This window comes from Streptomyces sp. NPDC054866 (assembly GCF_053610745.1).
Genome location: NZ_JBSGZA010000003.1, coordinates 650511 through 674978 on the forward strand (window position 1 = coordinate 650511; position 24468 = coordinate 674978).

A 24468-nucleotide genomic window follows, 5' to 3' on the forward strand; every position below is an offset into this window, starting at 1 on the left:
ACTAGACGGAAGCGGAGCACACAGGACCATGGGCCGAGCCGAAGAGCGACAAGCGCGGCAGCGCGGCGCGCGCCGGGCATCGCGCGGGCGCCCCGCCGGTGGCGGCAAACCCAAGCGCACGGGCATACGCCGCTTCTTCACGCTGAAGAAGATCCTGGGGACGCTCTTCGGGCTCTGCCTGCTCGGCATGCTCTCCTTCGTCGTCCTCTACATGGTGGTCGACGTCCCCGAGGGCAACGCGGCGGCCCGGCTCCAGAGCAACGTCTACAAGTACAAGAACGGCGACGTCATCGCCAGGACCGGCGAGCTGAACCGCGAGGTCGTCGACCTGGAGAAGGTGCCCAAGGAAGTCCAGCGGACGTTCGTGGCCGCCGAGAACAAGTCCTTCTACAAGGACAAGGGCGTCGACTTCAAGGGCACGGCCCGCGGCCTGATCAACACCGTCACCGGCAAGGGCAAGCAGGGCGGCTCGACGATCACCCAGCAGTACGTCAAGAACTACTACTTGACGCAGGATCAGACGGTGACCCGCAAGGTCAAGGAACTGGTCATCTCGCTGAAGGTGGACCAGAACAAGAGCAAGGACTACATCCTCGCCGGGTACATCAACACCAGCTACTACGGCCGCGGCGCCTACGGCATCCAGGCCGCCGCCCAGGCGTACTACGGCATCGACGCCGAGGACCTGAACGTCTCGCAGGGCGCCTATCTCGCCGCACTCCTCCAGGCCCCGAACCAGTACGACTGGACCTCCGCCACGGACACCAGCAAGAAGCTGGTCGAGGCGCGCTGGAACTATGTGCTCGACAACATGGTCGAAGAGGGCTGGCTGTCCCAGAGCAAGCGCGACGGCCTGAAGTTCGACAAGCCGGACGAGCCCAAGGCCGCCCCCGGCCTGGAGGGCCAGAACGGCTATCTGGTGCGCCAGGCCAAGGCCGAGGTCATGAAGGCGGGCCACCTCAGCGAGAAGCAGTTCGACGCGGGCGGCTACACGATCACGCTCAACATCGACAAGAAGAAGCAGAAGCAGCTCGAGAAGGCCGTCGACAAGAAGCTGAACGACCAGCTCGACCCGGACAAGCGCAAGGCCGACGCCCGGGTGCAGGCGGGCGCCGCTTCCGTCGACCCCAAGACCGGCAAGGTCCTTGCGATGTACGGCGGCCGGGACTACGTCAAGCACTTCACGAACAACGCGACCCGGCGCGACTACCAGCCCGCCTCCACCTTCAAGCCGCTGATCCTGGCCGCCGCCCTGGAGAAGGGCGCCACGACGCAGTCCGGCCAGCCCATCACGGCGAACACGATCTACGACGGCACCAGCGAGCGCCCGGTCAAGGGCAGCGACGTCGCCTTCGCGCCGCCGAACGAGGACGACAAGAGCTACGGGCCGGTCACCGTCCAGAAGGCGATGAACAAGTCCATCAACTCCGTCTTCGCGCAGATGGGCGTGGACGTCGGCATGGACGACGTGCTGGAGACCGCCGGCAAGCTCGGCATGGATGTCGAGGATCTGCCCGCCGTGCCCGCCCAGACCCTGGGCACCATGGGCGCGAGCCCGCTGGAGATGGCGGGCGTCTACGCCACGCTCGACAACCACGGCAAGAAGGTCACCCCCGCGGTCGTGGCCTCCGTCGAGCACAAGGACCGCACGATCGAACTGCCGGACCCGATCGGCGAGGAGGTCGTCGATCGCGGCACAGCGGACTCGCTCACCTCGGTCCTGACCGGCGTGGTCGACGACGGAACGGGCCGCGCGGTGCGCCACCCGGTGCAGGACGTGGCGGGCAAGACCGGTACGTCCGACGACAACAAGTCGGCCTGGTTCGTCGGCTACACGCCCAAGCTGGTCACCTCCGTGGGCCTGTTCGGCGAGGGAGTCGCGGGCACCGCCGAGGAGAGCAAGCAGGTCTCCATGAAGGGCGCGGGCGGTCTGCCGCGCGTCGACGGCGGCAGCTTCCCGGCGCAGATCTGGGCGGCGTACACCTTCGACGCGATGGGCGCGCCCAGCAAGTTCGACCTGGACACGTCCATGGGCGCGGCCATCGCGCCGCCCCCGGAGCCGACGACGCAGGCCCCGAAGGAGCCGACGGACGAGCCGTCGGAGACGGAGAAGCCGACGACGAAGCCGCCGACGGACGAGCCGACGACGGAGAAGCCGACGGAGACTCCGACGACGGAGGAGCCCACGGACGAGCCCACCACGGAGGAGCCGACGGACGAGCCGGAGGAGCCGGACCCGACGGACTCCATCGAGATCCCGGAGAACCCGAACGGGCGGCCGGGCAGGGACTGACGGTCACACGACACGGCGAAGGCGCCCGGAAGCACATGCTTCCGGGCGCCTTCGCCGTGAACTGCCGGGCGATCAGCTGTGGTTCAGCTCGAACCACACCACCTTGCCGGTGCTCAGCCGCGTCGCACCCCACCGCCGGGCAAGGCGGTTGACCAGGTAGAGCCCCCGGCCACCCTCGTCCGTGGCCCGCGCCTGCCGCAACCTCGGCAGCTGCGGCACGTCGTCGCCGACCTCGCAGCGCAGGACGTCCGTACGCAGCAGGCGCAGGGTCACCGGGCGCGACGCGTACCGCACGGCGTTCGTCACGACCTCGCTGACCAGGAGCTCCAGGGAGTCGGTCAGCTCTTGCAGCCCCCAGCGCTCCAGGGCGCTGCGGGCCAGGCGCCGGGCGCGGGCGGGCGTGGCGTCCTCCGGCTCCAGGAACCAGTACGCGACGTCGCTCGGCGCGATGCCGTCGAAGCGGGCGGCGAGCAGCGCGATGTCGTCGTCCCGGTCGCCGGGGCCGAGCATGTCGAGCACGTCGTCGCAGAGGGCTTCGAGCGGCGGCGGGTGGTCCGGGCCCGTCAACTGGGCGGTGGCGGCGAGCCGTTCGCGCAGCTGCTCTATCCCGGTCCACACGTCACGCAGGCGGGACTCGACGAGGCCGTCCGTGTAGAGCAGCAGGGTGGCGCCCGCGGGCGCGTCCAGCTCGACGGCTTCGAAGTCGACGCCGCCCACGCCGATGGGGGCGCCCGGCGGGACCCGCAGGACTTCCGCGCGGCCGCCCAGGTGCAGCAGGACGGGCGGCGGGTGACCGGCGTTGGCGATGGTGATGCGGTGCGCGACCGGGTCGTAGACCGCGTAGAGGCAGGTCGCCATCCGGTCGGAGCCGAGCCGCTGGGCCTGCTCGTCCAGGTGGTGCAGGACCTCCTGGGGCGGCAGGTCTAGCCCGGCCAGGGTCTGGGCGGTCGTCCGCAGCTGGCCCATGATCGCCGCCGATGTCATGGAGTGCCCCATGACATCGCCCACGACGAGCGCGACCCGGCTGCCGGGCAGCGGGATCGCGTCGTACCAGTCGCCGCCGACCCGGGCCGTCTCGGCGGCCGGGAGATAGCGGGACGCCAGGCGCACGCCGGTCGGGCGCGGCAGGGTCTCGGGCAGCATCGTGCGCTGGAGCTCGTCGGCGATGTACGCCTCGCGGCCGTAGAGCACGGCCTTGTCGATGCCGAGGGCGCTGTGCGTGGCCAGTTGGGCCGCGACGAGCAGGTCGTCGCCCTCGAACGCGGGGCGGTCGGGGCGGCGCAGGAACACCGCGGCGCCGATCACCCGGCGCCTGCCCCGCAGCGGGGCGAGGATCGTCCGCTGCCCCGAGGGCACCGTCCGTCCCTCGCCGAGCAGTTCGGGCAGGGCGGCGCGGGCCGCGGGGGCGTCGGCGAAGACCGGGCGCACGCCGCGCAGGACTTCGGCGAGGGCGCCGCCGGGGCGCACCTCGCACAGCTCGGCGGTCGTCACGAGGTCGGTCTGCACCTGGAGGGCGGGCATCGTGCCGCCCTCGGTGTCGGGCTCCTCCGCCCCTTCCTCGATCGAGCGCAGCCGGTCGGTGCGGCGCAGGCGCAGGATGAGCGCTCCGCTCGGCCGCTCCTCGCCGACCGGCAGCGGGTCGCGCAGGTAGACCAGTATGGCGTCGGAGAACGTCGGCACCGTGGCCCGGCACAGGCCCATCACGATCTCGTCCAGGTCGATGCCGCGGGCGATGCGCCGGGTCGCGGCGCCCACGAAGCGCAGCCGGTCGCCGTCACGTCGCATCGCCGCGGGGCCGGAGCCCGGCGGTCTTGGCTGTCCCGTACGCCGCTCCTCGCCGCCGGGGGCGCCCGGTGGGACGCCGTCGGGATTGTCGTGCCCGCCGCCCTGCCCGCCGCCCTGGTCGGGGCGCGGCCGGTGCGGGTCGGGCTGCTGTCCGGAGGGCCCGGACGACTGGGAGTGCTCGTCGCTGGGGCTCGCGGTGGAGTCGCCCGTGCGGGCCTGGGGCTGTGCGGGTAAAGCGGCCGCGCCCGGGGTGTCCCGCGCCTTCGGGGCACGCACCAGTGCCCCGCGGGGATCCGCGGGGGCGGCGGGCCGGGCAGCTCGGGGCTGTCGGCCCTCGTCGGGGATGGAGTGCTCCGTCACGCGTTTCGAATCCGTCCGTCCGGGGCTGCGCCTTGGTGTCCGGTGGTGGCTACGTTGGTCAGCCGCGTCGGCAGTGCAAAAAGAGCTGGTGCTCGGGTGGTACATCGGTGCTCGCGGGGGCGTAGGAGTACGTGTCCTCATCGACGATGTCGAAGCCCGCGTCACGTACGACCTGCCGCAGTTCGTCCCGCAGGTAACCGGATACCCGGATTGTGTGCCCCAGGAACGGAATTCCCGCGTCATCCAGGTCGGCCTCGACCATGGACAGCGCGAGCAGACCACCGGGGCGCAGCATTCCGTGCAGCAGCCGCAGAGCGTACGGGATCTCGGCGCGCGGCAGCATCAGGAGCGCGAAGAATGCCGCGATCCCGTCGAACTGGCCCACGCCGTCAGGCCCTTCGGCCCGCAGCGCCGCCACGTCGAGCTGCCGGAACTCGGCGTTCGGCGCGGGCACGTTCTTCCTGGCGAGGCCGAGCATGCCGGAGGAGAGATCGATGCCGAGCAAGAAATGCCCGGCGTCGGCGAGCTGACGTGCGGTCGGAAGCCCGGTGCCGCATCCCACGTCGAGCACCCGCGAGCCGGGCGGCAGCGCTTCGGCGAGCCTGCGCCCGGCGGCCAGCTGGCCGTCCTTGTGCGGGAACGCGTCGTCGTAGTGCTGTCCGATGGCGTCGAAGGCCTCGGCCTGGCCCGTCCGGTCGGGAAGCACGCCGGATGGCCCGCCGTACCTGTCGAACCCGCTCGCCTCGCTCACGTTCTGCCGCCCTTCGATGACATCCTGTCAGGCAACGCGCAAGCTCAGGGAGTTGCTGCTGAGTTGCTGCTGTGCGCCCTTGCGGAGGACGATCCTACGTTTGAACCATGGGGGCGCATCAAGGGTCTCATGACGTCACATGTACGGGCGTGCGGTCCCAGTCATCCGGTAGAGCTGGAATCACCCAGTCCGGATCGGGGCGCCAGTGCGGCCAGTTGTCCGAAAAAGGCATCCCCCAGGAGCGGATCACGTCGATGGCGGCATGCCCGGCGGCCCGCACTTCCCGTGCCTTTCCCGCCTCCATGAGGCCGGCGCGCTGAGCCTGGGCGAACTCGTCCTCGTCGTGCCAGCGCCACGTCCGGTCGGGCCGCACGGAGATGTCCAGAAAGTGATCCTCGGAATCGAGCCCTCCGACCCAACGGACGCGCGGCTCTTCGAGGTTCACGTACCAGTTCTTGAACCGCCATCCCGGATCCCAGAACAGCCACACCGACCACGGCTCCGAGGGGCGCGCCAGCTTCAGTACGCCGGTACCGAACCAGCGGTCCCTGCGCAGGGCGCGGGGTTTGGTGTAGCGGGTGGCGAGCGGTTCTTGATGCACGGAGGTCCCGTCGGCCATGACGGGTTTCACGCATTCCGTGCCGGGAGCCATCCAGACGGCGAGCAGCTCTTCGGTGTCCCGCACCACCGTGACGGGACGGCAGATGTGAATGCTGTTCCCGGCGTTCTCCTTGTACCGCCACAGCACATGGGAGCCGGGGGCCCAGCGCGCTGCTTCGCTGCTCGTCGTTGGCGGCGTGGTGAGGTCTGTCATGCGGAGATATTAGTCGGCGCCCGGGCGACTCCCCGGAAATCGTCCGGGCGCACTTGAGCGGTCGTCAAGGGAACGGCCCCTACGGGTGCGTCATCCGCAGAACGTCCAGTGCCTCGTCCAGCTGCGTCAGGCTGAGCTCGCCCCGCTCGACGTATCCGCCTTCGAGCACGACTTCCCGGATGGTCTTCCGCTGGGCCAGCGACTTCTTGGCGACCTTCGCCGCCTCCTCGTATCCGATGTACTTGTTCAGCGGGGTGACGACAGAGGGCGACGACTCGGCGTACTCCCGGGCCCGTTCGGCGTTCGCGGTGATTCCGTCCACCGTCCTGTCGGCGAGCAGCCGCGAGACGTTGGCGAGGAGCCGCACGGACTCCAGGACGTTCTTGCCGATCACCGGCAGCATCACGTTCAACTCGAAGTTGCCGGCGGCCCCCGCGGTGGCGACCGTCGCGTCATTGCCGGTGACTTGCGCGGCGACCATGAGCACCGCCTCCGGGATGACCGGATTCACCTTTCCCGGCATGATCGAGGAACCGGGCTGCAGGTCAGGCAGGTTGATCTCGGCGAGGCCGGTCCGCGGGCCCGAAGCCATCCAGCGCAGATCGTTGGCGATCTTCGTCAGGCCGACGCCGATCGTCCGCAGCTGCCCACTGGTCTCGACGATGCCGTCCCGCGCGCCCTGCGCCTCGAAGTGGTCGCGTGCCTCGGTCAGCGGAAGCCCGGTGGTCCGTGCCACTTCGTGGATCACGGCCGCCGAGAAGCCGGGCGGGGTGTTGATGCCGGTGCCCACCGCCGTGCCGCCGAGCGGCAGTTCGGCGAGGCGCGGCAGCGAGGCGTTGAGCCGCTCGACGCCGTACCGCACCTGCGCCGCGTACCCGCCGAACTCCTGGCCGAGGGTGACGGGCGTCGCGTCCATCAGGTGCGTGCGCCCGGACTTCACCACGTCGGCGAACTCCGCCGACTTCCGCTCCAGGGCGGTCGCCAGGTGCTCCAGCGCCGGGATCAGGTCCTGCGTGACGGCGCCCGTGGCCGCGATGTGGATCGAGGAGGGGAAGACGTCGTTCGACGACTGGGACGCGTTCACGTGGTCGTTCGGGTGGACGTCCTTGCCCAGGCGCTCGGTGGCGAGCGTCGCGAGGACTTCGTTCGTGTTCATGTTGGACGACGTGCCGGAGCCGGTCTGGAAGACGTCCACGGGGAAGTGCTCGTCCCAGCGCCCTTCGACCACCTCGCCCGCCGCGTCGGCGATGGCCTCCGCGACGTCCTTGTCGAGCACCCCGAGGTCCGCGTTGACCTTCGCGGCGGCCGCCTTGATCCGGGCGAGCGCGGCGATGTGCGCGCGCTCCAGGCGCTGCCCGGACACGGGGAAGTTCTCCACCGCCCGCTGCGTCTGCGCCCGCCACTTGGCGTGCGCGGGGACCCGCACCTCGCCCATGGAGTCGTGCTCGATCCGGTACTCACCGCTGTCGCTCGCGCTGGCGTCGCTGGTCATGCCTCGAACCTACCTCTCCGTCAAACCTCGCTGAAAAGTTGAGCACTTGTCTTGTTCTAGGTATTCCCAAGGCTCTTACTGACCAGTAAAAACCGTGGGTAACACCAAACCGGGGAGGCGCAATGAAGCGCATCAGACGCGGCGGCCGGAGCGGGCCGCGATGTACGTTCGCGGCCGCCGTGGCGATGGCGGCGGTGCTCGGCACGGCAGCCGCCGTGCCGGCCCAGGCCGCCGAGGACGGGAACAGGGCGGCGGCGAACGGGGCGGCGGCGAACAGGGAGGTGGCGTCCACGCCCCTGCCGCCCGAACTGGAGAAGATCCGGGCGGCCGAGGCCACCAAGCTCTACGGCGACCCGGCAGAGCGCCCGCTCGCCGACCGCAAGACCGGGCTGATCTCGCTCGGCGACAGTGAGATCTCCGGGGAGGGCGTCGGAACGTACGAACCCGGCACCGACGGCCCCGACAACTGGTGCCACCGCTCCCCGGACGCCGCCATCCACCGCACCGGCATCCCCGCGGACGTGACGTACAACGTCGCCTGCTCGGGGGCGCAGACCGTCAACATCAAGATCGGCGGCCAGAAGCAGTACGCCGACGAACTGGTGCAGAGCGACAGTCTCGCCATCAAGGCGCGCAACACCAAGATCAAGACGATTCTGCTCGTCATCGGCGCCAACGACGACCTTCAGTTCGCCCCGGTGATGACGGACTGCGTGACGCGCTTTCTGCTCAGCCAGGGCGCCTGCGCGGGCAAGTACAACGACGGCTGGCAGGCGCGCGTCGACGCGCTCGTGCCCAAGGTCGAGCAGTCCATCCGCGACCTGAAGACCGTCATGAAGGACGCGGGATACGCGGGCGACGACTACAAGTTGGTCGCCATGGGCTACCCGAGCCCGATCGGCCCCGACTTCCGGGACAACCCCAAGTTCCCCGGCAAGCTGGCCTGCGGCGGCCTCGGCTACGACTCCGACACCGAGTGGGGCCGCAACTACGCCGTACCGACCTTCGAGACCGGCATGCGCAAGGCGGCGAAGAACGCGGGCGCGACCTACCTCGACAACTCCCGCCTCTTCCACGGCCATGAGGTCTGCATGGAGGACACCTGGGCGCGCGGTCTCTACGTGGACCTCTCCAACCCCTTCCCGCCGGACTCCAATTCGGTCCGTCAGTCCTTCCACCCCAACGCCCGCGGTCACGAGGCCTTCGCCTCCTGCCTGACGCAGCTCTACAACTCCGGCTGGAGCGAGGGCGGTTGCGCGGACCCGGCGAGCACGGGCAGCCCGAAGCTCTACCAGGGCGGATGGGACGACGCGTACAAGCCGCTCAAGAACGCGGGCACGGGGACGTGCGTGGACGTCGACGCCTCGAAGAGCCGTAACGGCACCAAGGTGCAGGGCTGGGACTGCACCGGCAACCGCAACCAGACCTGGTGGTACGACGGCGCCTCCGGCGGGCAGAAGTCGCTGCACACCGGCCTGACCCAGGACCGCTGCCTCGACGTACCGGGCACGGCGAGGGAAGGCACCGCCGTCACGCTGTGGAACTGCCACGGTGGCGCCAACCAGAAGTTCGTACGCGAGGCCGGGACGCTGCGGCCGGCCGCCGACGCCGGGCTCTGCCTGACCCTGGCGGGGGCCAAGGAGCCGCTGCGGCTCCAGAAGTGCACGGGGGCGGCGAACCAGCGGTTCGCCTGAGCGACGTACCTGAGCGACGTAGAGGGGCCCTCTCCGCGGAGAGGGCCCCTCTGTGCGCTACGCCAGGCCGGGCCCGCGCACCGGGATGGACGTGAACGTCGGCTCCGGAGCCGGGTTCTGGAAGAAGTCGTTGCCCTTGTCGTCGACGACGATGAAGGCAGGGAAGTCCTCGACCTCGATCTTCCAGACCGCTTCCATGCCGAGCTCCTCGTACTCGACGACCTCGACCTTCTTGATGCAGTCCTGGGCCAGACGCGCGGCCGGGCCGCCGATCGAGCCCAGGTAGAAGCCGCCGTGCGCGTCGCAGGCGTCGGTGACCTGTTTGGAGCGGTTGCCCTTGGCCAGCATGACCTTGGAGCCGCCCGCCGCCTGGAACTGCTCCACGTAGGAGTCCATGCGGCCGGCCGTCGTCGGGCCGAAGGAGCCGGAGGCGTAGCCCTCGGGAGTCTTGGCGGGGCCGGCGTAGTACACCGGGTGGTCCTTCAGGTACTGCGGCATCTCCTCGCCCGCGTCAAGGCGCTCCTTGATCTTGGCGTGCGCGATGTCGCGGGCCACGACCAGCGGGCCGGTGAGCGAGAGGCGGGTCTTCACCGGGTGCTTGGTCAGCTCGGCGAGGATGTCGTCCATGGGCTGGTTGAGGTCGATCTTCACGACGTCCGCGGACTCGTCCAGGTGGGAGTCCTCGGTGTCCGGCAGGAAGCGCGCCGGGTCCGTCTCAAGCTGCTCAAGGAAGACACCCTCGGCGGTGATCTTCGCGGTGGCCTGGCGGTCGGCCGAGCAGGAGACGGCGATCGCGACGGGCAGCGAGGCGCCGTGGCGCGGCAGGCGCACCACGCGGACGTCGTGGCAGAAGTACTTGCCGCCGAACTGCGCGCCGATGCCGATCTTCTGCGTCAGCTCGAAGACCTTCTCCTCAAGCTCCTTGTCGCGGAAGCCGTGCCCGGTCGGGGAGCCCTCGGCGGGCAGCTCGTCCAGGTAGTGCGCGGAGGCGTACTTCGCGGTCTTCAGGGCGAACTCGGCGCTGGTGCCGCCGACGACGATCGCCAGGTGGTACGGCGGGCAGGCGGCCGTGCCCAGCGAGCGGATCTTCTCCTCCAGGAACTTCATCATGGAGGCCTCGTTCAGGACGGCCTTCGTCTCCTGGTAGAGGAACGACTTGTTGGCCGAGCCGCCGCCCTTGGCCATGAAGAGGAACTTGTAGGCGCCGCCGTCGGTCGCGTACAGCTCGATCTGGGCCGGGAGGTTGGAGCCGGTGTTCTTCTCCTCCCACATGTTCAGGGGCGCCATCTGCGAGTAGCGCAGGTTCAGCTTCGTGTACGCGTCGAAGATGCCCTTCGAGAGCGCCTCCTCGTCCTCACCTTCGGTGAGGACGTTCTGTCCGCGCTTGCCCATGACGATGGCCGTGCCGGTGTCCTGGCACATGGGGAGCACGCCCGCGGCCGCGATGTTCGCGTTCTTCAGGAGGTCGAGCGCCACGAACTTGTCGTTGCCCGACGCCTCCGGGTCGTCGACGATGCGCCGCAGCTGGGCCAGGTGCGCGGGCCGCAGGTAGTGCTGGATGTCGTGGATCGCCTCGGCGGCGAGCGTGCGCAGCGCCTCCGGGTCGACCTTGAGGAACGTCCGCCCGTCGGCCTCGAAAGTGGAGACACCCTCTGAGGTCACCAGCCGGTACGGCGTGGTGTCCTCTCCCAGGGGGAGCAGTTCGGAGTACTCAAACTCTGGCATTACGGCCATTCCTCACTCGGCAGACAGCGGCGCGGCCTCCATTGGCGACGCGCCAACCAGCGTAGAACGCCACAGGACGGCCGGGTCTGTGAGGTAAGGCTCAGTAGAGCCCGCGCGAGGCCCGCGCGACGTCCGCCTGATGTCCGCGCGGGTTGTCCACAGGGGTAGTCGCGATCTATCGCGTTTGGGTACGCTGATGGTGTGGACCTAGAGAAGCGCCCCCAGCCCCCTCAGCAGACCCACCCGGAACCGACGCCCGCAGGCCTGCGCGCGTCGGACGCCGACCGGGACCGCACGGCGGACATCCTCCGTGACGCCCTCGCCGAGGGGCGGCTGACCGCCGAGGAGCACGGTGAGCGGATCGACGGGGTCTATCGGGCCAAGACCATGGGTGAACTGGAGCCGCTGGTCAGGGACTTGCCCGCGGCGCGCGGCGCGGCGTATCCGGCCGTGAGGCCCGAGCCCGCCCCCTCCCGGCCTTCGGACGGCGTGGTGCCCCCGGTCGCCGACGAGAACCTGGTCGCGGTCTTCAGCAGCTCCGTCCGCAAGGGCCGCTGGCGCGTGGCCCGCCGCACGCACGCGTACGCGATCTTCGGCAGCGTGGAGATAGATCTCAGTGAGGCGATCTTCGAGCAGCGGCAGGTCGTCATCAAGGCGATCTCCGTCTTCGGCAACGTCGAGATCCGCGTCCCGGAGAACGTCTCGCTGCGCGGCAACGGCACGGGCGTGCTCGGCAACTTCGAGGTGGACACGCTGGATTCGGCCGAGCGGGACGCTCCGGTCGTCTTCGTCGACGGTTTCGCGGTCCTGGGCAATATCGAGGCGAAGCCCAGGCGGGGCAAGCTCGTCCGGGACCTGCACAAGCAGCTGCGCAAGCATCTCGGCCACTGAAGGGCTTCCGGTCGGCCACCGAGGGGGCGTATCCGGCCACTGACGGCGCGAACTTCCGTACATCGGAACTCAGTGCATAGGCGCGTACACAGCGGGTAGAGCTTGCTGCATCGTCTCTCGCTCGCGAAGCCGTCGTCAGGAGTAGACCCGTGCTGCAGCCGTCGCATCAGTCCCTGCAGGTCGCCGCCGTTCCGGCCCAGCGGGAACCAGTGCGCGATCGGAACCAGGACTCCCCATGGCACACCGAGGCGGTGTGCCGACGAGACGAGGCCGGGCTGTTCTTCGCCCCGTCCAAGGAACCGACCGCCTCACGCCTGTCCCGGGAAGAAGCCGCGAAGCGCGTCTGCGGCGGCTGTCCCGTGATGGTCGAGTGCAGGGAACACGCCCTGCTCCAGCCCGAGCCGTACGGCGTCTGGGGCGGCCTCACGGCCGCGGAGCGCCGCGTGGTGCTCGCCAGGCGGCGCAGGCGCGAGGTGGAGCTCAAGAAGGCCGCGCACACGACCGCGGGACCGATCGCCGCCGCCGGGTAGGCCGGGCGGGCCGGATGGATCTTCCGTACGCCGGAGGGGGCGTCCCCCGCACGGGGCGCCCCCTCCGGTGTGCGCAACTCGCGCGCCCTGAAGCCTACTTGGCGCGGTCGAAGTCGATGGCGCTGTAGGCGCGCAGCTTCGCGAGCCGGTGGTCGGAGTCGATCTTGCGGATCGTGCCCGACTTGGAGCGCATGACCAGGGACGAGGTCGAGGCCGTCTCGGCGGCGTAGCGCACGCCCTGGAGCAGCTCGCCGTCCGTGATGCCGGTCGCGACGAAGAAGACGTTGTCCCCGCGGACCAGGTCGGTCGTCGACAGCGTGCGGTCCAGGTCGTGGCCCGCGTCGAGCGCGCGCTGGCGCTCCGCGTCGTCCTTGGGCCACAGCTTGCCCTGGATCACACCGCCCAGGCACTTGATCGCGCAGGCCGAGATGATGCCTTCGGGGGTGCCGCCGATGCCCATGAGCATGTCGACGCCGGTGCCCTCGCGCACGGCCATGATCGAACCGGCGACGTCGCCGTCCGAGATGAACTTGATGCGCGCGCCGGTCTCGCGGATCTCCTTGACGATGCCCTCGTGGCGGGGGCGGTCGAGGATCATGACCGTGACGTCCTCGGGCGCGCGGCCCTTGGCCTTGGCGACGCGGCGGATGTTCACGGACGCCGGGGCGTTGATGTCGACGTAGTCGGCGGCTTCCGGGCCCGTGACCAGCTTGTCCATGTAGAAGACCGCGGACGGGTCGAACATGGCGCCGCGGTCGGCGGCGGCGAGCACGGCGATGGCGTTCGGCATCCCCTTCGCGCAGAGGGTCGTGCCGTCGATCGGGTCGACGGCGATGTCGACCTCGGCGCCGGTGCTGTCACCGATGCGCTCTCCGTTGAAGAGCATCGGGGCCTCGTCCTTCTCGCCCTCACCGATGACGACGACGCCGTTCATCGAGACGGTGGAGACGAGGGTCCGCATGGCCCTGACGGCGGCGCCGTCGGCGCCGATCTTGTCGCCGCGGCCGACCCAGCGGCCCGCGGCCATGGCGGCGGCCTCGGTGACCCGGACGAGCTCCAGGGCGAGGTTGCGGTCGGGAGCCTCGGGAGAGACTTCGAGCTCGGAGGGGAGATGATGCTCGGTCATCGGAGCGCACCTTTCTGCTGATACGACGACGGCCGGATGAGGGTGTGCCACGACTCTATCCGTAGGCCGACAAAATGAGCAGAGGGCCCCACGCATGAGCGGATCGGACGCTTGAGGGCCACCGGGGGAAGGAGCGTCTTCGGGGCCTGAGACCATGGGGGGCGTGGCAGGCAGACAAGGCAAGCAGACCGTACGGAACATGCTGTGGTCGATGGCGGTGATCGCCCTCGTCGCCGGCGCGATCTACGTCTTCATCCCGCACGACGACTCCCAGAGCCCCGTCAAGCGCGTCGACTACAGCATCGAGCTGGTGACCGCGCGGCGCGCGGCTGCCTATCCGGTGGCCGCCCCCGAGGGCCTGGCCAAGGCGTGGAAGCCGACGTCGGTGCGGTTCGACGGCTCCAAGGGCGACAGCTGGCACCTGGGTTTCCTCGACCCGTCCGGTGAGTACGTCGTGGTCAAGCAGTCCACGGCCAAGCGGGTCAAGTTCATCGAAGAGGCCACGCAGCGGGCCGTGCGGACGAAGGCCACCGAGGAGATCGGCGGCCAGACGTGGCACCGGTACGAGGGGCAGACGTACGACGCCCTGGTGCGCGAGGACAAGGGCGCGACGACGGTGGTCGCGGGCACGGCGTCGTTCGGTCAGCTGTCGAAGATGGCGCAGGCGCTGAAGACGTCCTGATTTTGTTGAGGACGTCTTGATTTTGTTGAGTACGAGTGAGGGCCCCGGCGACATCGCCGGGGCCCTCACTCGTATGCGTACTAAGTGTCCGAGTCTCAGACGGTCTCGATGACCTGGTCGATCTCCAGGCGCGGGGAGCGCGGGAACCAGGCGTTCTCGGCCGGCTTGCCGATGTTGACGACCATCAGCGGGGTGTGGTCGCCGTCCAGGAACTCCTTCTGGACGCCGGCGGCGTCGAAGCCGGTCATCGGGCCCGCGGCCAGGCCCGCGGCGCGCACGCCGATGATGAAGTAGGCGGCCTGAAGCGCGGCGTTGAGGTGCGCGGCACCTTCGCGGGCCGGGCGCTCCGAGAAGAAGACGTCCTTGGCCTGCGGGAAGTGCGGGAACAGCGCCGGCAGCTCCTCGTGGAACTCGTTGTCCGCGGAGAGGATCGCGACGAGCGGGGCGGACGCGGTCTTCGGCTGGTTGCCCTCGGCCATGTGCTTGACCAGGCGCTCGCGGGCCTCGGGGGAGCGGACCAGGGTGATGCGCAGCGACGACAGGTTGAAGGCGGTCGGGCCGAACTTGACCAGGTCGTAGATCGCCCGCACCTGCTCGTCGGTGACCGGCTCATCGGTGAAGGAGTTCGCGGTGCGGGCCTCGCGGAAGAGCAGGTCCTGTGCGGCGGGGTCAAGGACGAGAGACATGGATCAACCTTCTCGGTGCGTGCGTTGCGTGCGTGGATCAGCTTGCTTCATCGACCGTACGACGTTGCGGTTTAAGTTTCAACCAAATCGGCCGCTTGGTGATCCGCTTCACAACGCACCAGGTCAGAGGTGAGGCGGGCGTCGGCGCCTGCGGTGTCAGTCGGCGGTGGTGTCCTCGCCCGCGTCACCGTCGCCGTCGCCGTCAGGACCCGCCAGGGCCGCGTCGAGGCGGGCGCGGGCGCCGTCCAGCCAGCGGCGGCAGATCTTCGCCAGCTCCTCGCCGCGCTCCCACAGGGCGAGCGACTCCTCGAGCGTGGTGCCGCCGGTCTCCAGGCGGCGTACGACCTCGATGAGCTCGTCCCGTGCCTGCTCGTAGCCGAGTGCGTCCGCGGGGCTCGTGGCCTCGTCCGTCTTGCTGGTCATGTGCCCCACCCTAAATGTCGGTTCGTGCGGTCTCTGTGGCTCGTACGGTCGTCTCTGCGGCTCGTACGGTGAACTCGCCCTCGGCGACCCGGGCCCGCAACTCCTCGTCGGCAGTCACCTCTTCCGGGGCCCGCACCACAGCGCCGTCCGCCTTCTGGAGCACCGCGTACCCCCGCTGGAGCGTCGCGGCGGGGGAGAGGCCCACCACGCGCGCGTGGGTGTGCGTCAGCTCCGACTCGGCGCGGTCGAGGAGATGCCCGAGGGTGCGGCGGCTGCGGTCGACGAGCGCCGAGACCTGCTCCTCGCGCTCCTCGATCATGCGGTGCGGATTCTCCATCGAGGGGCGGGCAAGGGCGTGCGCGAGGCCGCGGTCCTCCCGGTCGAGGTAGGCGTCCAGGCAGCGCCGGGCGCGGTCCCGCAGCCACCGCACGCGCTCGTACTCCTCGCCGACGTCCGGCACGACCTTCTTGGCGGCGTCGGTGGGGGTGGAGGCGCGCAGGTCGGCGACGTAATCGAGCAGGGGGTTGTCCGGCTCGTGCCCGATCGCGGAGACGACGGGCGTACGGCAGGAGGCGACGGCCCGCACGAGCCGCTCGTCCGAGAACGGCAGCAGATCCTCCACGCTGCCGCCACCGCGGGCCACGATGATCACGTCCACGGCGTCGAGCGCGTCCAGGTCCTTCACGGCCTGCACGACCTGCGGTACGGCGTGCACGCCCTGAACGGGGACGTTGCGCACCTCGAAGCGGACGGCGGGCCAGCGGTGCCGGGCGTTCTCCAGGACGTCCCGCTCCGCGGCGGAGGCGCGGCCGGTGACGAGCCCGATGAGCTGCGGCAGGAAGGGCAGCGCCTTCTTCCGGTCGGCGGCGAAAAGCCCCTCCCCGGCGAGGCTCTTCTTCAACTGCTCGATCCGCGCGAGGAGTTCCCCCACACCGACGGGCTTTATCTCGACGGCCCGCAGGGACAGCTGCCCCCGGGGCGCGTACCACTCGGGCTTGGCGTGGACGACGACTCGGGCGCCCTCGGAGACGACGTCCGCCACGGCGTCGAACACCTGGCGGTAGCAGGTGACGCTGACGGAGATGTCGTGCGAGGGGTCGCGCAACGTCATGAATACGACACCGGCGCCGGGCCTGCGGGACAGCTGGGTGATCTGCCCCTCGACCCACACGGCACCGAGCCGGTCGATCCACCCGCCGATGAGCCGCGACACCTCGCCGACGGGCAGCGGGGCATCAGCAGACGTGTTCAAAGCCATGCGCCGAGCGTATCGGCAGGCTCTGACACGACCATTGCTCCTACGTGGAGGATGGGCCGCGGAGTTTCGGGTGGGCGGGCGGGAAACATCCGCCGCGAAGCGGCGGTCTAGGACTCTCCGCGTCGAGCCCGCTGGGCAAAGAGCACGACGAGCCCCACGGCCAACCAGATCGCCCCCACCACCTGCGCGGACCCGGCGGCCTCAACAATCACGGCAATGGTGATCGCCGCCCCCAGCACGGGGACCAAGAGGTGCCGCCACCAACTGACAGGCCCCCCACGCCGCTGAACGGCGAACCACCCCACCACGCTCGCGTGCAGCAACACGAACGCCGTCAACGCCCCGACATTCACCACCGAGACCAGGTGATCCATCCCGTCGTCACGCCGAGCCGCCCACACCGCCGCGACCAGCGTGATCACAGCCGCACACAGCAGCGCCAGCCGAGGCGTTCCCGAATCCGTCTTCGACAGAGCCCCCGGCAGCCGCCGGTCACGCGCCATGGCGAACAGCAGCCGCCCCGCCGCGGCCTGCCCGGCCAGCGCGGCGAACGCCGCACCGATCGCCTTGCTGACGGCCACCAGGTCGTGCAGCCAGTCCCCGACGGCCGAGTCGACAGCATCGTAGAAAGCGGACCCCTGCTTGCCAGGCTCGGCGGCGAGCTGCGCCGACGACACCGGCTCGAGAAGAGCGACCAGATACGTCTGGGCGATGAACAGCACACCGGCGAGCGCCAGACAGAACAGCACCGCCCGCGCCACCTTCGCCGAGCCCCCCGTCACCTCCTCCGCGAACGAGGCGATCGCGTCGAAGCCCAGATACGAGAGCACCGCCACCGACACCGCCCCCACCACGGCCCCCAGCGCGAACGCCCCCTGCGAGCCGTCCCCGCTCAGGGGGGAGAGCCAGTCCCGCTCCGCCCCGTCCTGCGCCAGGACGACGATCGCCGACACCACGAAGACAAGGAGGACCACGATCTCCATGGCGAGCACCAAGAAGCCGACCCGCGCGGCCGCCCGTACGCCCCACAGGTTCAGCGCGGTCGTCACCAGGACCGCGATCGCCGTCCACACCCACCGGGAGACGGAGGGCACGAGCGCCTCCATCGCGATCCCGGAGAAGAGATAGGCGACGGCCGGGATGAGGAGATAGTCGAGCATCGCCATCCACCCGGCGATGAACCCGGGGCCGTTGCCGAGCCCCACGCGCGCGTAGGCGAAGACCGAACCCGCCTGGGGGACCACCCGCACCATCTGCGCGTAGCTGAACGCGGTGAACGCCATCGCGATCGTGGCGATGATGTAGACGAGCGCCACGGCGCCGTGCGACTTCGCGTCGAGCGTCCCGAAGACTCCGACCGGTGCCATCGGGGCGATGAACAGCAACCCGTAGACGACGAGATCACGGAAACCGAGACTGCGCCGCAGCCCGTCGCCCTCGGCAACGGGGGCGCCATGGGAGCCGGCCGTCGGGTCTGGGGTACCCGGGTCTGAGTTACCGGAGTTACCGGACATCGTGCCTCCGTAAGTGAACGCAGGCCCCCAGTCTCCCCAAGAAGCCGATCTTTGACGCGCTGGGCTCGGCCTTACGATGGGGGGCATGACTGCTTCGACTCCTGCCCGCCGAGTCCTGCTCGCCGCCCCCCGCGGCTACTGCGCGGGTGTGGACCGTGCCGTGATCGCCGTCGAGAAGGCCCTTGAGCAGTACGGGGCCCCGATCTATGTCCGCCACGAGATCGTTCACAACAAGTACGTGGTCCAGACCCTGGAGAAGAAGGGGGCCATCTTCGTCGACCAGACGGCGGAGGTCCCCGAGGGCTCCATCGTCATGTTCTCCGCCCACGGAGTGGCGCCGACGGTCCACGCGGAAGCCGCCGAGCGGAAACTGGCGACGATCGACGCGACGTGCCCCCTGGTCACGAAGGTCCACAAGGAAGCCGTCCGGTTCGCCAAGGACGACTTCGACATCCTCCTGATCGGCCACGAGGGCCACGAGGAAGTCATCGGTACGTCCGGCGAGGCGCCCGACCACATCACGCTGGTCGACGGCCCGGACGACGTCGCGAACGTCGAGGTCCGCGACCCGGACAAGGTCGTCTGGCTCTCCCAGACCACGCTTTCGGTCGACGAGACCATGGAGACGGTCGACGCCCTGAAGACGAAGTTCCCGGGCCTGATCTCCCCTCCCAGCGACGACATCTGCTACGCCACGCAGAACCGCCAGGTCGCGGTGAAGAAGCTGGCGGAGGACGCCGAGCTGGTCATCGTGGTCGGCTCCAAGAACTCCTCGAACTCGATCCGCATGGTCGAGGTCGCCCTGGACGCGGGCGCGGCCGCGTCGCACCTCGTCGACAACGCCGACGAGATCGACGAGGCCTGGCTGGAGGGCGTGACCACGGTCGGCCTCACCTCCGGTGCCTCCGTCCCGGACGTCCTGGTGGACGGCGTCATCGAGTGGCTGGCCGAGCGGGGTTACGGAGACGTGGAGACGGTGAAGACGGCCGACGAGTCGATCACCTTCTCGCTGCCGAAGGAGCTCCGCCGCGACCTGCGCGCCGAGGCCGCGGAGCTGTCGCAGAAGTGACGCGAGGGTCAGAGGGTGGCCGTACGGTGGGTCTCATGCAGATCTTCGGTGTGGACATCGGCGGATCAGGGATCAAGGGCGCGCCCGTTGACCTGGACCGTGGAGACCTGGCACAAGAGCGGCACAAAGTACTGACCCCGCACCCGGCCACGCCCGACGGCGTGGCCGACAAGGTGCGCGAGGTCGTCGAGCACTTCGGCTGGACGGGCCCGGTCGGCGCCACGTTCCCGGGCGTGATCACCGACGGCACGGCGCGCACGGCGGCCAACGTGGACAAGAGCTGGATCAGCACGGACATCCAGAGCCTGGTCTCGGACCGGCTCGGCGGCGTCCCCGTCACCGTCCTGAACGACGCGGACGCGGCGGGCGTGGCCGAGATGCACTTCGGGGCGGGCCGCGGCCGTACGGGCACGGTCATCCTGCTGACCCTCGGCACAGGCATCGGCAGCGCCCTCTTCACCGGCGGCCGCCTCGTCCCGAACACCGAGCTCGGCCACCTGGAGCTGCACGGACACGACGCGGAGAAGCGCGCCTCGTCCAAGGCCAAGGAGGACGAGGACCTCAGCTGGGAGCACTGGGCGCACCGCGTCCAGAAGTATCTGGCGCACGTGGAGATGCTGTTCTCGCCCGAGCTGTTCATCATCGGCGGCGGAGTGAGCCGCAAGTCCCACAAGTTCCTGCCGCTGATCGAGGGCATCAGGGCCGAGGTGGTCCCCGCGGAGCTGCAGAACAACGCGGGCATCGTGGGCGCGGCGATGGCGGCGGCGGAAAAGGACTAGCTCCCCCCGGCAGGGGCTCCGATCGCCTCGGTGGCCTACGCGGTCGGCATGCGCTTCTTCGCTGCTCCCCGCGGCCCTGATCCTGGCCCTGGTCCTGCCCCGGGCCCGGGGGCGGAGGAGGCGGCCCGGGCCCGGCGCCGCTGCCCCATGAGCTTGATCCGGCGCACGGTCACGATGAGACCGGCGACGAGGGTCCCGCCGTACAGCCAGCCCGCGTGCAGCGCGAGCGAGGTGATCAGCCCCATGAAATGCCCGCTGAAGCCGCCTCCGTTGCCGCCCGAGATGGGTACGAGCCCGATGGCGAAGGCGATCGGCACGGCCACGGGCGCGGTCACCAGGTCGGCGGGCCGCACCCAGAACGCGGTCAGCGCGCTCACGGGCAGGAAGAGCACGCCGTACGCGACGACCGAACTGCCGAAGAGCAGCCACAGCAGACTGGCGAGCAGGAACATCACCGCGGCGCAGAAGAGCCCGCTGCCGAGCCCCGTGAGACGCGGGTTCGGCATCCCGCGCAGTCTGCGGTAGAGCGGCAGCGCGCGCAGTCTGCGTACGAAGGGCGGGAGGGGGCGGCGGGGAGGGGGCGCGGCGCGGTAGACCGCCGCGGGCGCGGCGGACCTGTTGCCCTGCGGGGGCAGGGGCGCGGTGCGTCGCGGCCGGGCCGGAGGCTGAGGGGGACGCGTCCTGTGTTGCTCCACCGGTCCAACCTAGGGCGAGCCATACCGATAATCCTGCCTGGGACACGCCCTTTGGCCGACCTTGGCCATGCGTTCGATAGCAGAGCGATACGCCGACGAGGGCGGGGCCCGCACGCCGTAGACTGGGGGATCGCCCTACGGTCGCTCCGGCCCTCCGGGCCGTCCACCCACAGCCTCCACGTACGGGAAGTCGCAACGTGTCGCTCACGATCGGAATCGTCGGTCTGCCCAATGTCGGCAAGTCGACCCTGTTCAACGCCCTGACCAAGAACGACGTCCTTGCGGCCAACTACCCGTTCGCGACGATCGAGCCGAACGTCGGCGTGGTGGGCGTCCCGGACCCCCGCCTCACGAAACTGGCGGAAATCTTCAGCTCGCAGAAGATCCTCCCGGCGACGGTCGACTTCGTCGACATCGCGGGCATCGTGCGCGGCGCGAGCGAGGGCGAGGGCCTGGGCAACAAGTTCCTCGCGAACATCCGCGAGTCGGACGCGATCTGCCAGGTGATCCGCGCCTTCAAGGACGAGAACGTCGTACACGTGGACGGCAAGGTCTCGCCCAAGGACGACATCGAGACGATCAACACCGAGCTGATCCTCGCCGACCTCCAGACCATCGAGAAGGTCCTGCCGCGCCTCCAGAAGGAATCGCGCATCAAGAAGGACATCGCTCCGAAGGTGAAGGCGGTGGAGGAGGCCCAGGCGATCCTGGAGAAGGGCGACACGCTGTTCTCGCAGGGCATCGTCCAGGGCTCGGGCCGGGAGGAACTCCTCCACGACCTGCACCTCCTCACGACGAAGCCCTTCCTCTACGTCTTCAATGTGGACGAGGACGAGCTGACGGACGACGAGTTCAAGGCCGAGCAGAGCGCCCTGGTCGCCCCCGCGGAGGCGATCTTCCTCAACGCCAAGCTGGAGTCGGACCTCGCGGAGCTGGACGAGGAGGAGGCCCTTGAGCTCCTCCAGTCGGTAGGCCAGGAGGAGCCGGGCCTCGCCACCCTGGCCCACGTGGGCTTCCGCACCCTGGGCCTCCAGACGTACCTCACCGCAGGCCCCAAGGAGTCCCGAGCCTGGACGATCCCCCAGGGCGCCACGGCCCCCGAGGCCGCGGGCGTGATCCACACGGACTTCCAGAAGGGCTTCATCAAGGCCGAGGTCATCTCGTTCGAGGACCTGGTCGAGACCGGCTCGGTGGCGGAGGCCCGCGCGAAGGGCAAGGCGCGCATGGAGGGCAAGGAGTATGTGATGCAGGACGGGGATGTGGTGGAGTTCCGCTTCAACGTGTAGGCCACGCATCACCGTGGATCCGGCGTTCTAGCAAACGGCCAGGTCAGATGGGGTCGTCCCGATTTCGGGGCGGCCCCGTTCGCGTACCCGTTCGCAAAGGCTCCCCGCCCCGGGGTACGGCACCCCAGAACCCGCCTGTGAGGCTGTGGTCAGCGTGCCGTCAGCTGAGCGTCAGCGCTGCCCGCGACTGTTGTCGGCATGACGTCGATCGTGGCCGTTTCCAGCTACCTTCCCGACACCATCCCGATTGCCCTGTTCCAGAAAGAACTCCAGCTGACGGATGTCCAGTTGAGGCGGTACCAGCGCTTCTACGGGCTTTCCGAGGTCTGCCGCGAGCCGCAGGCGACCGAGACGGAGCTGCTGCTGCGTGCCGCGGTCAAGCTGGTGGAGCTGCGGGGGCAGGAGCAGCGGGTCAAGTACGTGCTGCAGGCGCGGACGATGCCCTCGCCGCTGCCCTATCCGCTGACCTCGCTCGGGCCGATCCAGGCCGAGCTGGGGCTCGAGCACGCCGCCGGGTTCGTCGTCTCCCACCACGCCTGCGCGTCGGGGCTGCTCGCCGTGGACATGGCGGGGACGCTGCTCGCCGCCGATCCGGACCCGGACGCGCTGGCCCTCGTACTCGCCGGTGAGAAGGCCTGCACGGCCCAGACGCAGTCCATCCCCGACGTCACGGTCATGGGGGAGGGCACGGTCGCCTTCCTGGTCGGCGCCGACCGCAACACGGGCGACCGGATGCTCGGGTACGCGGCCCGTACGTACGCGCAGTTCGGTGACGAGTTCATCATGGGCGACGACGCGGCCAAGGAGTTCCAGGAGCTGTACGGGCCGGGGCTCCGCGAAGTGATCGCCGCGGCCCTGGAGGAAGCGGACTGCGCCCTCGACGACGTGGCGCTCGTGCTGCCGCACAACGTCAACCGGCTGTCGTGGATCGGCCTTTGCACGGCGCTCGGGTTCCCCCTGGAGCGGGTCTTCCTCGACCTGGTGCCGCAGGCCGGGCACTGCTTCTGCGCCGATCCCTTCATCAACCTGCAGAAGGCCGCCGAGCTGGGGCGGCTGCGCCCCGGCGACCGCTATCTGATGACCAGCGTGGGACTGGGGGCGACCTTCGCGGCCATGGTCTTCGAGCACTGAACCCAGCCGGTCCCACCCCGCGCACCTGACCGCGCACCTGGCCGCGCACCTGAGCGGGCGCACACGAGAAAAGACGAGGTCGACATGCATCTTCCGCCCACCGGTTTCAGCGGGCGCCTCAAGCGTGCCGTCACCGGGGCAGCCGACACGCCCCTGGTGTTCCTGGGCAACTTCGAGGTCGAGAACCAGTGGGCGCTCGGCGAGCCCGCGCTGCCCCGGGTCGCCTCGCACGCGGGCAGCGCCGTCGTGAACCGCATGGACGAGTTCGCGCTGCTGCTCGGCGGCAAGGACGACCACGTCGTCCTCAAGACCGCCCTGGACGACGGCTACCGCCGCTACCTCGAAGGCCTCGGCCTCACGCTGCCCACCGTGCACGTCGTCGCCGGGCAGGACCCGCAGCGCACGGTCAGCGAGGACGCCCTCGCCGACCCGGAGCTGCTGCGCACCCTGTCCGCGCTCGCCGCCGAGGGCGCGCAGCTCACCGCGCACGGGATCTCCACGGTGGAGGAGGAGCTCGCCGAGCGCACCGGACTGCGCCTCGGCGCGCCGACCGCCGAGCGGTGCAAGCGCGTCAACAGCAAGGTCTACAGCCGCAGGCTCTCCGACGAACTCGGCATCCGGCAGGCGCGGGGCTGGGCGTGCGAGACGCTGAAGGAGCTGGCGGCCGCGGTCTCCAAGGCGTCCCAGCTGCTCGCGTCGGGGCGCAAGGTCGTCATCAAGGACGCGTTCGGTGTGTCCGGCAAGGGCATCGTCGTACTCGACAGCGAGAAGCGGCTCACCCGGCTGCACCGCATGGCGGTCGCCCAGGCCGAGCGCGCGGCTGCGGCCGACGGCACGGCGCCGCGTACGGCACTCGTGATCGAGGAGTGGGTCGCCAAGCGGGCCGACCTCAACTACCAGTTCACGGTGGGCCGTGACGGGTCCACCCACTTCGACTTCGTCAAGGAACTGCTCACCGAGGGCGGTGTCCACAAGGGCCACCGCATGCCCGCCCGGCTCACCGAGGCACAGGTCGCCGAGATCAGCGGGACCGCGGCCAGGCTCGGTGAACGCCTCGCCGCCGACGGCTACTTCGGGGTGGTCGGCGTCGACGCGATGGTCGACCCGGACGACGGCCTCTACCCCGTCGTCGAGATCAACGCCCGCAACAACATGTCCACGTACCAGAACGTGGTGCACGAGCTGGCCGGCCCCGAAGAGGTCGCCGTCGCCCGCCACTTCCCGATCCGCCTGACCAGGCCGCTGCCCTTCGCGGAGCTGCGCGAGGTCCTGGACGGCCTGCTCCTCGACGAGCGGGAGGCGCGGCCGCGCGGCCTGTTCGTGAACAACTACGCCACGGTGAACGCCGCCGCTGCCGGCGCCGGAGCCGACGGCTTCGAAGGCCGCCTGTACGGCGTGCTCGTGGAGTCGTCCGACGACCGGATCGACGCGCTCGACACCGACATCACCCGCCGCCTCGCGGCCCACACGGAACGGACCTGAAC

Annotated in this window: 21 protein-coding genes; 10 read left to right on the top strand and 11 right to left on the bottom strand. The window is 69.8% G+C overall.

Features of this window, described 5'->3' with window-relative positions; all coding sequences use genetic code 11:
* The first annotated feature begins 28 nt into the window (after positions 1-28).
* Positions 29-2293, top strand: a complete 2265-nt coding sequence (locus ACWGI2_RS18425; protein ID WP_453397172.1) for a transglycosylase domain-containing protein — start codon at positions 29-31, stop codon at positions 2291-2293.
* 72 nt (positions 2294-2365) lie between these two features.
* Here the strand turns inward: ACWGI2_RS18425 and ACWGI2_RS18430 are convergent, their stop codons facing one another.
* From ACWGI2_RS18430 to ACWGI2_RS18445, 4 genes are all read right to left on the bottom strand, one after another.
* The gene (locus ACWGI2_RS18430) at positions 2366-4438 is read right to left on the bottom strand and encodes a SpoIIE family protein phosphatase (RefSeq protein WP_453696315.1); all 2073 of its coding nucleotides are present in this window, start codon (positions 4436-4438) and stop codon (positions 2366-2368) included.
* Positions 4439-4496: 58 nt separating this feature from the next.
* Complete coding sequence (locus tag ACWGI2_RS18435) at positions 4497-5189, bottom strand: class I SAM-dependent methyltransferase (protein ID WP_453696317.1); 693 nt, start codon at positions 5187-5189, stop codon at positions 4497-4499.
* Between the two features lie 127 nt (positions 5190-5316).
* The gene (gene fomD, locus ACWGI2_RS18440; RefSeq protein ID WP_453696319.1) at positions 5317-6003 is read right to left on the bottom strand and encodes a cytidylyl-2-hydroxypropylphosphonate hydrolase; all 687 of its coding nucleotides are present in this window, start codon (positions 6001-6003) and stop codon (positions 5317-5319) included.
* Between the two features lie 79 nt (positions 6004-6082).
* On the bottom strand, positions 6083-7495 hold the full coding sequence (locus ACWGI2_RS18445; protein ID WP_453696320.1) for a class II fumarate hydratase: 1413 nt from the start codon (positions 7493-7495) through the stop codon (positions 6083-6085).
* Between the two features lie 122 nt (positions 7496-7617).
* On the opposite strand from ACWGI2_RS18445, the gene ACWGI2_RS18450 reads away from it, so the two are divergent.
* On the top strand, positions 7618-9189 hold the full coding sequence (locus ACWGI2_RS18450; protein ID WP_453696322.1) for a ricin-type beta-trefoil lectin domain protein: 1572 nt from the start codon (positions 7618-7620) through the stop codon (positions 9187-9189).
* Positions 9190-9246: 57 nt separating this feature from the next.
* On the opposite strand, the gene ACWGI2_RS18455 is transcribed toward ACWGI2_RS18450, so the two are convergent.
* Positions 9247-10914 (bottom strand): fumarate hydratase, encoded by a 1668-nt coding sequence (locus ACWGI2_RS18455; protein WP_453696324.1) that lies wholly within the window; start codon positions 10912-10914, stop codon positions 9247-9249.
* A gap of 201 nt (positions 10915-11115) precedes the next feature.
* Between ACWGI2_RS18455 and ACWGI2_RS18460 the strand changes: the two genes are divergently transcribed.
* Together ACWGI2_RS18460 and ACWGI2_RS18465 are read left to right on the top strand one after the other, a co-directional pair.
* A complete protein-coding gene (locus tag ACWGI2_RS18460) occupies positions 11116-11805 on the top strand; it encodes a DUF1707 SHOCT-like domain-containing protein (RefSeq protein WP_453696326.1) in 690 nt (229 codons plus the stop codon).
* A 149-nt stretch (positions 11806-11954) separates the two neighbouring features.
* Positions 11955-12335 carry a WhiB family transcriptional regulator gene (locus ACWGI2_RS18465; RefSeq protein WP_160506948.1) on the top strand — a complete coding sequence of 127 codons (381 nt, stop codon included), beginning with the start codon at positions 11955-11957 and terminating at the stop codon, positions 12333-12335.
* Between the two features lie 94 nt (positions 12336-12429).
* Here ACWGI2_RS18465 and glpX read toward each other — a convergent pair whose 3' ends face one another.
* Entirely contained in the window at positions 12430-13461 is a 1032-nt protein-coding gene (glpX, locus tag ACWGI2_RS18470; protein ID WP_160506949.1) for a class II fructose-bisphosphatase, read from the bottom strand.
* 163 nt (positions 13462-13624) lie between these two features.
* Between glpX and ACWGI2_RS18475 the strand changes: the two genes are divergently transcribed.
* Positions 13625-14143, top strand: coding sequence for a DUF4245 domain-containing protein (locus ACWGI2_RS18475; protein WP_453397164.1), 519 nt, complete (start codon positions 13625-13627; stop codon positions 14141-14143).
* Positions 14144-14238: 95 nt separating this feature from the next.
* Here ACWGI2_RS18475 and ACWGI2_RS18480 read toward each other — a convergent pair whose 3' ends face one another.
* From ACWGI2_RS18480 to ACWGI2_RS18495, 4 genes are all read right to left on the bottom strand, one after another.
* Positions 14239-14829, bottom strand: a complete 591-nt coding sequence (locus ACWGI2_RS18480; protein WP_453397163.1) for a malonic semialdehyde reductase — start codon at positions 14827-14829, stop codon at positions 14239-14241.
* Positions 14830-14985: 156 nt separating this feature from the next.
* On the bottom strand, positions 14986-15252 hold the full coding sequence (locus ACWGI2_RS18485; RefSeq protein ID WP_453397162.1) for an exodeoxyribonuclease VII small subunit: 267 nt from the start codon (positions 15250-15252) through the stop codon (positions 14986-14988).
* Positions 15253-15262: 10 nt separating this feature from the next.
* Positions 15263-16510 carry an exodeoxyribonuclease VII large subunit gene (gene xseA / locus ACWGI2_RS18490; protein ID WP_453696328.1) on the bottom strand — a complete coding sequence of 416 codons (1248 nt, stop codon included), beginning with the start codon at positions 16508-16510 and terminating at the stop codon, positions 15263-15265.
* Between the two features lie 107 nt (positions 16511-16617).
* A complete protein-coding gene (locus ACWGI2_RS18495) occupies positions 16618-18024 on the bottom strand; it encodes an APC family permease (protein WP_453397160.1) in 1407 nt (468 codons plus the stop codon).
* 76 nt (positions 18025-18100) lie between these two features.
* Here ACWGI2_RS18495 and ACWGI2_RS18500 point away from each other — a divergent pair, with 76 nt between their 5' ends.
* Positions 18101-19093 (top strand): 4-hydroxy-3-methylbut-2-enyl diphosphate reductase, encoded by a 993-nt coding sequence (locus tag ACWGI2_RS18500; protein ID WP_453696329.1) that lies wholly within the window; start codon positions 18101-18103, stop codon positions 19091-19093.
* Between the two features lie 35 nt (positions 19094-19128).
* Entirely contained in the window at positions 19129-19872 is a 744-nt protein-coding gene (gene ppgK, locus ACWGI2_RS18505) for a polyphosphate--glucose phosphotransferase (RefSeq protein WP_453696330.1), read from the top strand.
* A gap of 35 nt (positions 19873-19907) precedes the next feature.
* Here the strand turns inward: ppgK and ACWGI2_RS18510 are convergent, their stop codons facing one another.
* Positions 19908-20567, bottom strand: a complete 660-nt coding sequence (locus ACWGI2_RS18510; RefSeq protein WP_453696332.1) for a DUF6542 domain-containing protein — start codon at positions 20565-20567, stop codon at positions 19908-19910.
* A gap of 197 nt (positions 20568-20764) precedes the next feature.
* Between ACWGI2_RS18510 and ychF the strand changes: the two genes are divergently transcribed.
* The 3 genes from ychF to ACWGI2_RS18525 all read left to right on the top strand — a co-directional run bounded on the left by ychF (position 20765) and on the right by ACWGI2_RS18525 (position 24466).
* Complete coding sequence (ychF, locus tag ACWGI2_RS18515; protein ID WP_160506957.1) at positions 20765-21853, top strand: redox-regulated ATPase YchF; 1089 nt, start codon at positions 20765-20767, stop codon at positions 21851-21853.
* A gap of 198 nt (positions 21854-22051) precedes the next feature.
* Positions 22052-22984 carry a 3-oxoacyl-[acyl-carrier-protein] synthase III C-terminal domain-containing protein gene (locus tag ACWGI2_RS18520; protein WP_453696334.1) on the top strand — a complete coding sequence of 311 codons (933 nt, stop codon included), beginning with the start codon at positions 22052-22054 and terminating at the stop codon, positions 22982-22984.
* An 84-nt stretch (positions 22985-23068) separates the two neighbouring features.
* Complete coding sequence (locus ACWGI2_RS18525; RefSeq protein WP_453696336.1) at positions 23069-24466, top strand: preATP grasp domain-containing protein; 1398 nt, start codon at positions 23069-23071, stop codon at positions 24464-24466.
* Positions 24467-24468 lie beyond the last annotated feature (2 nt).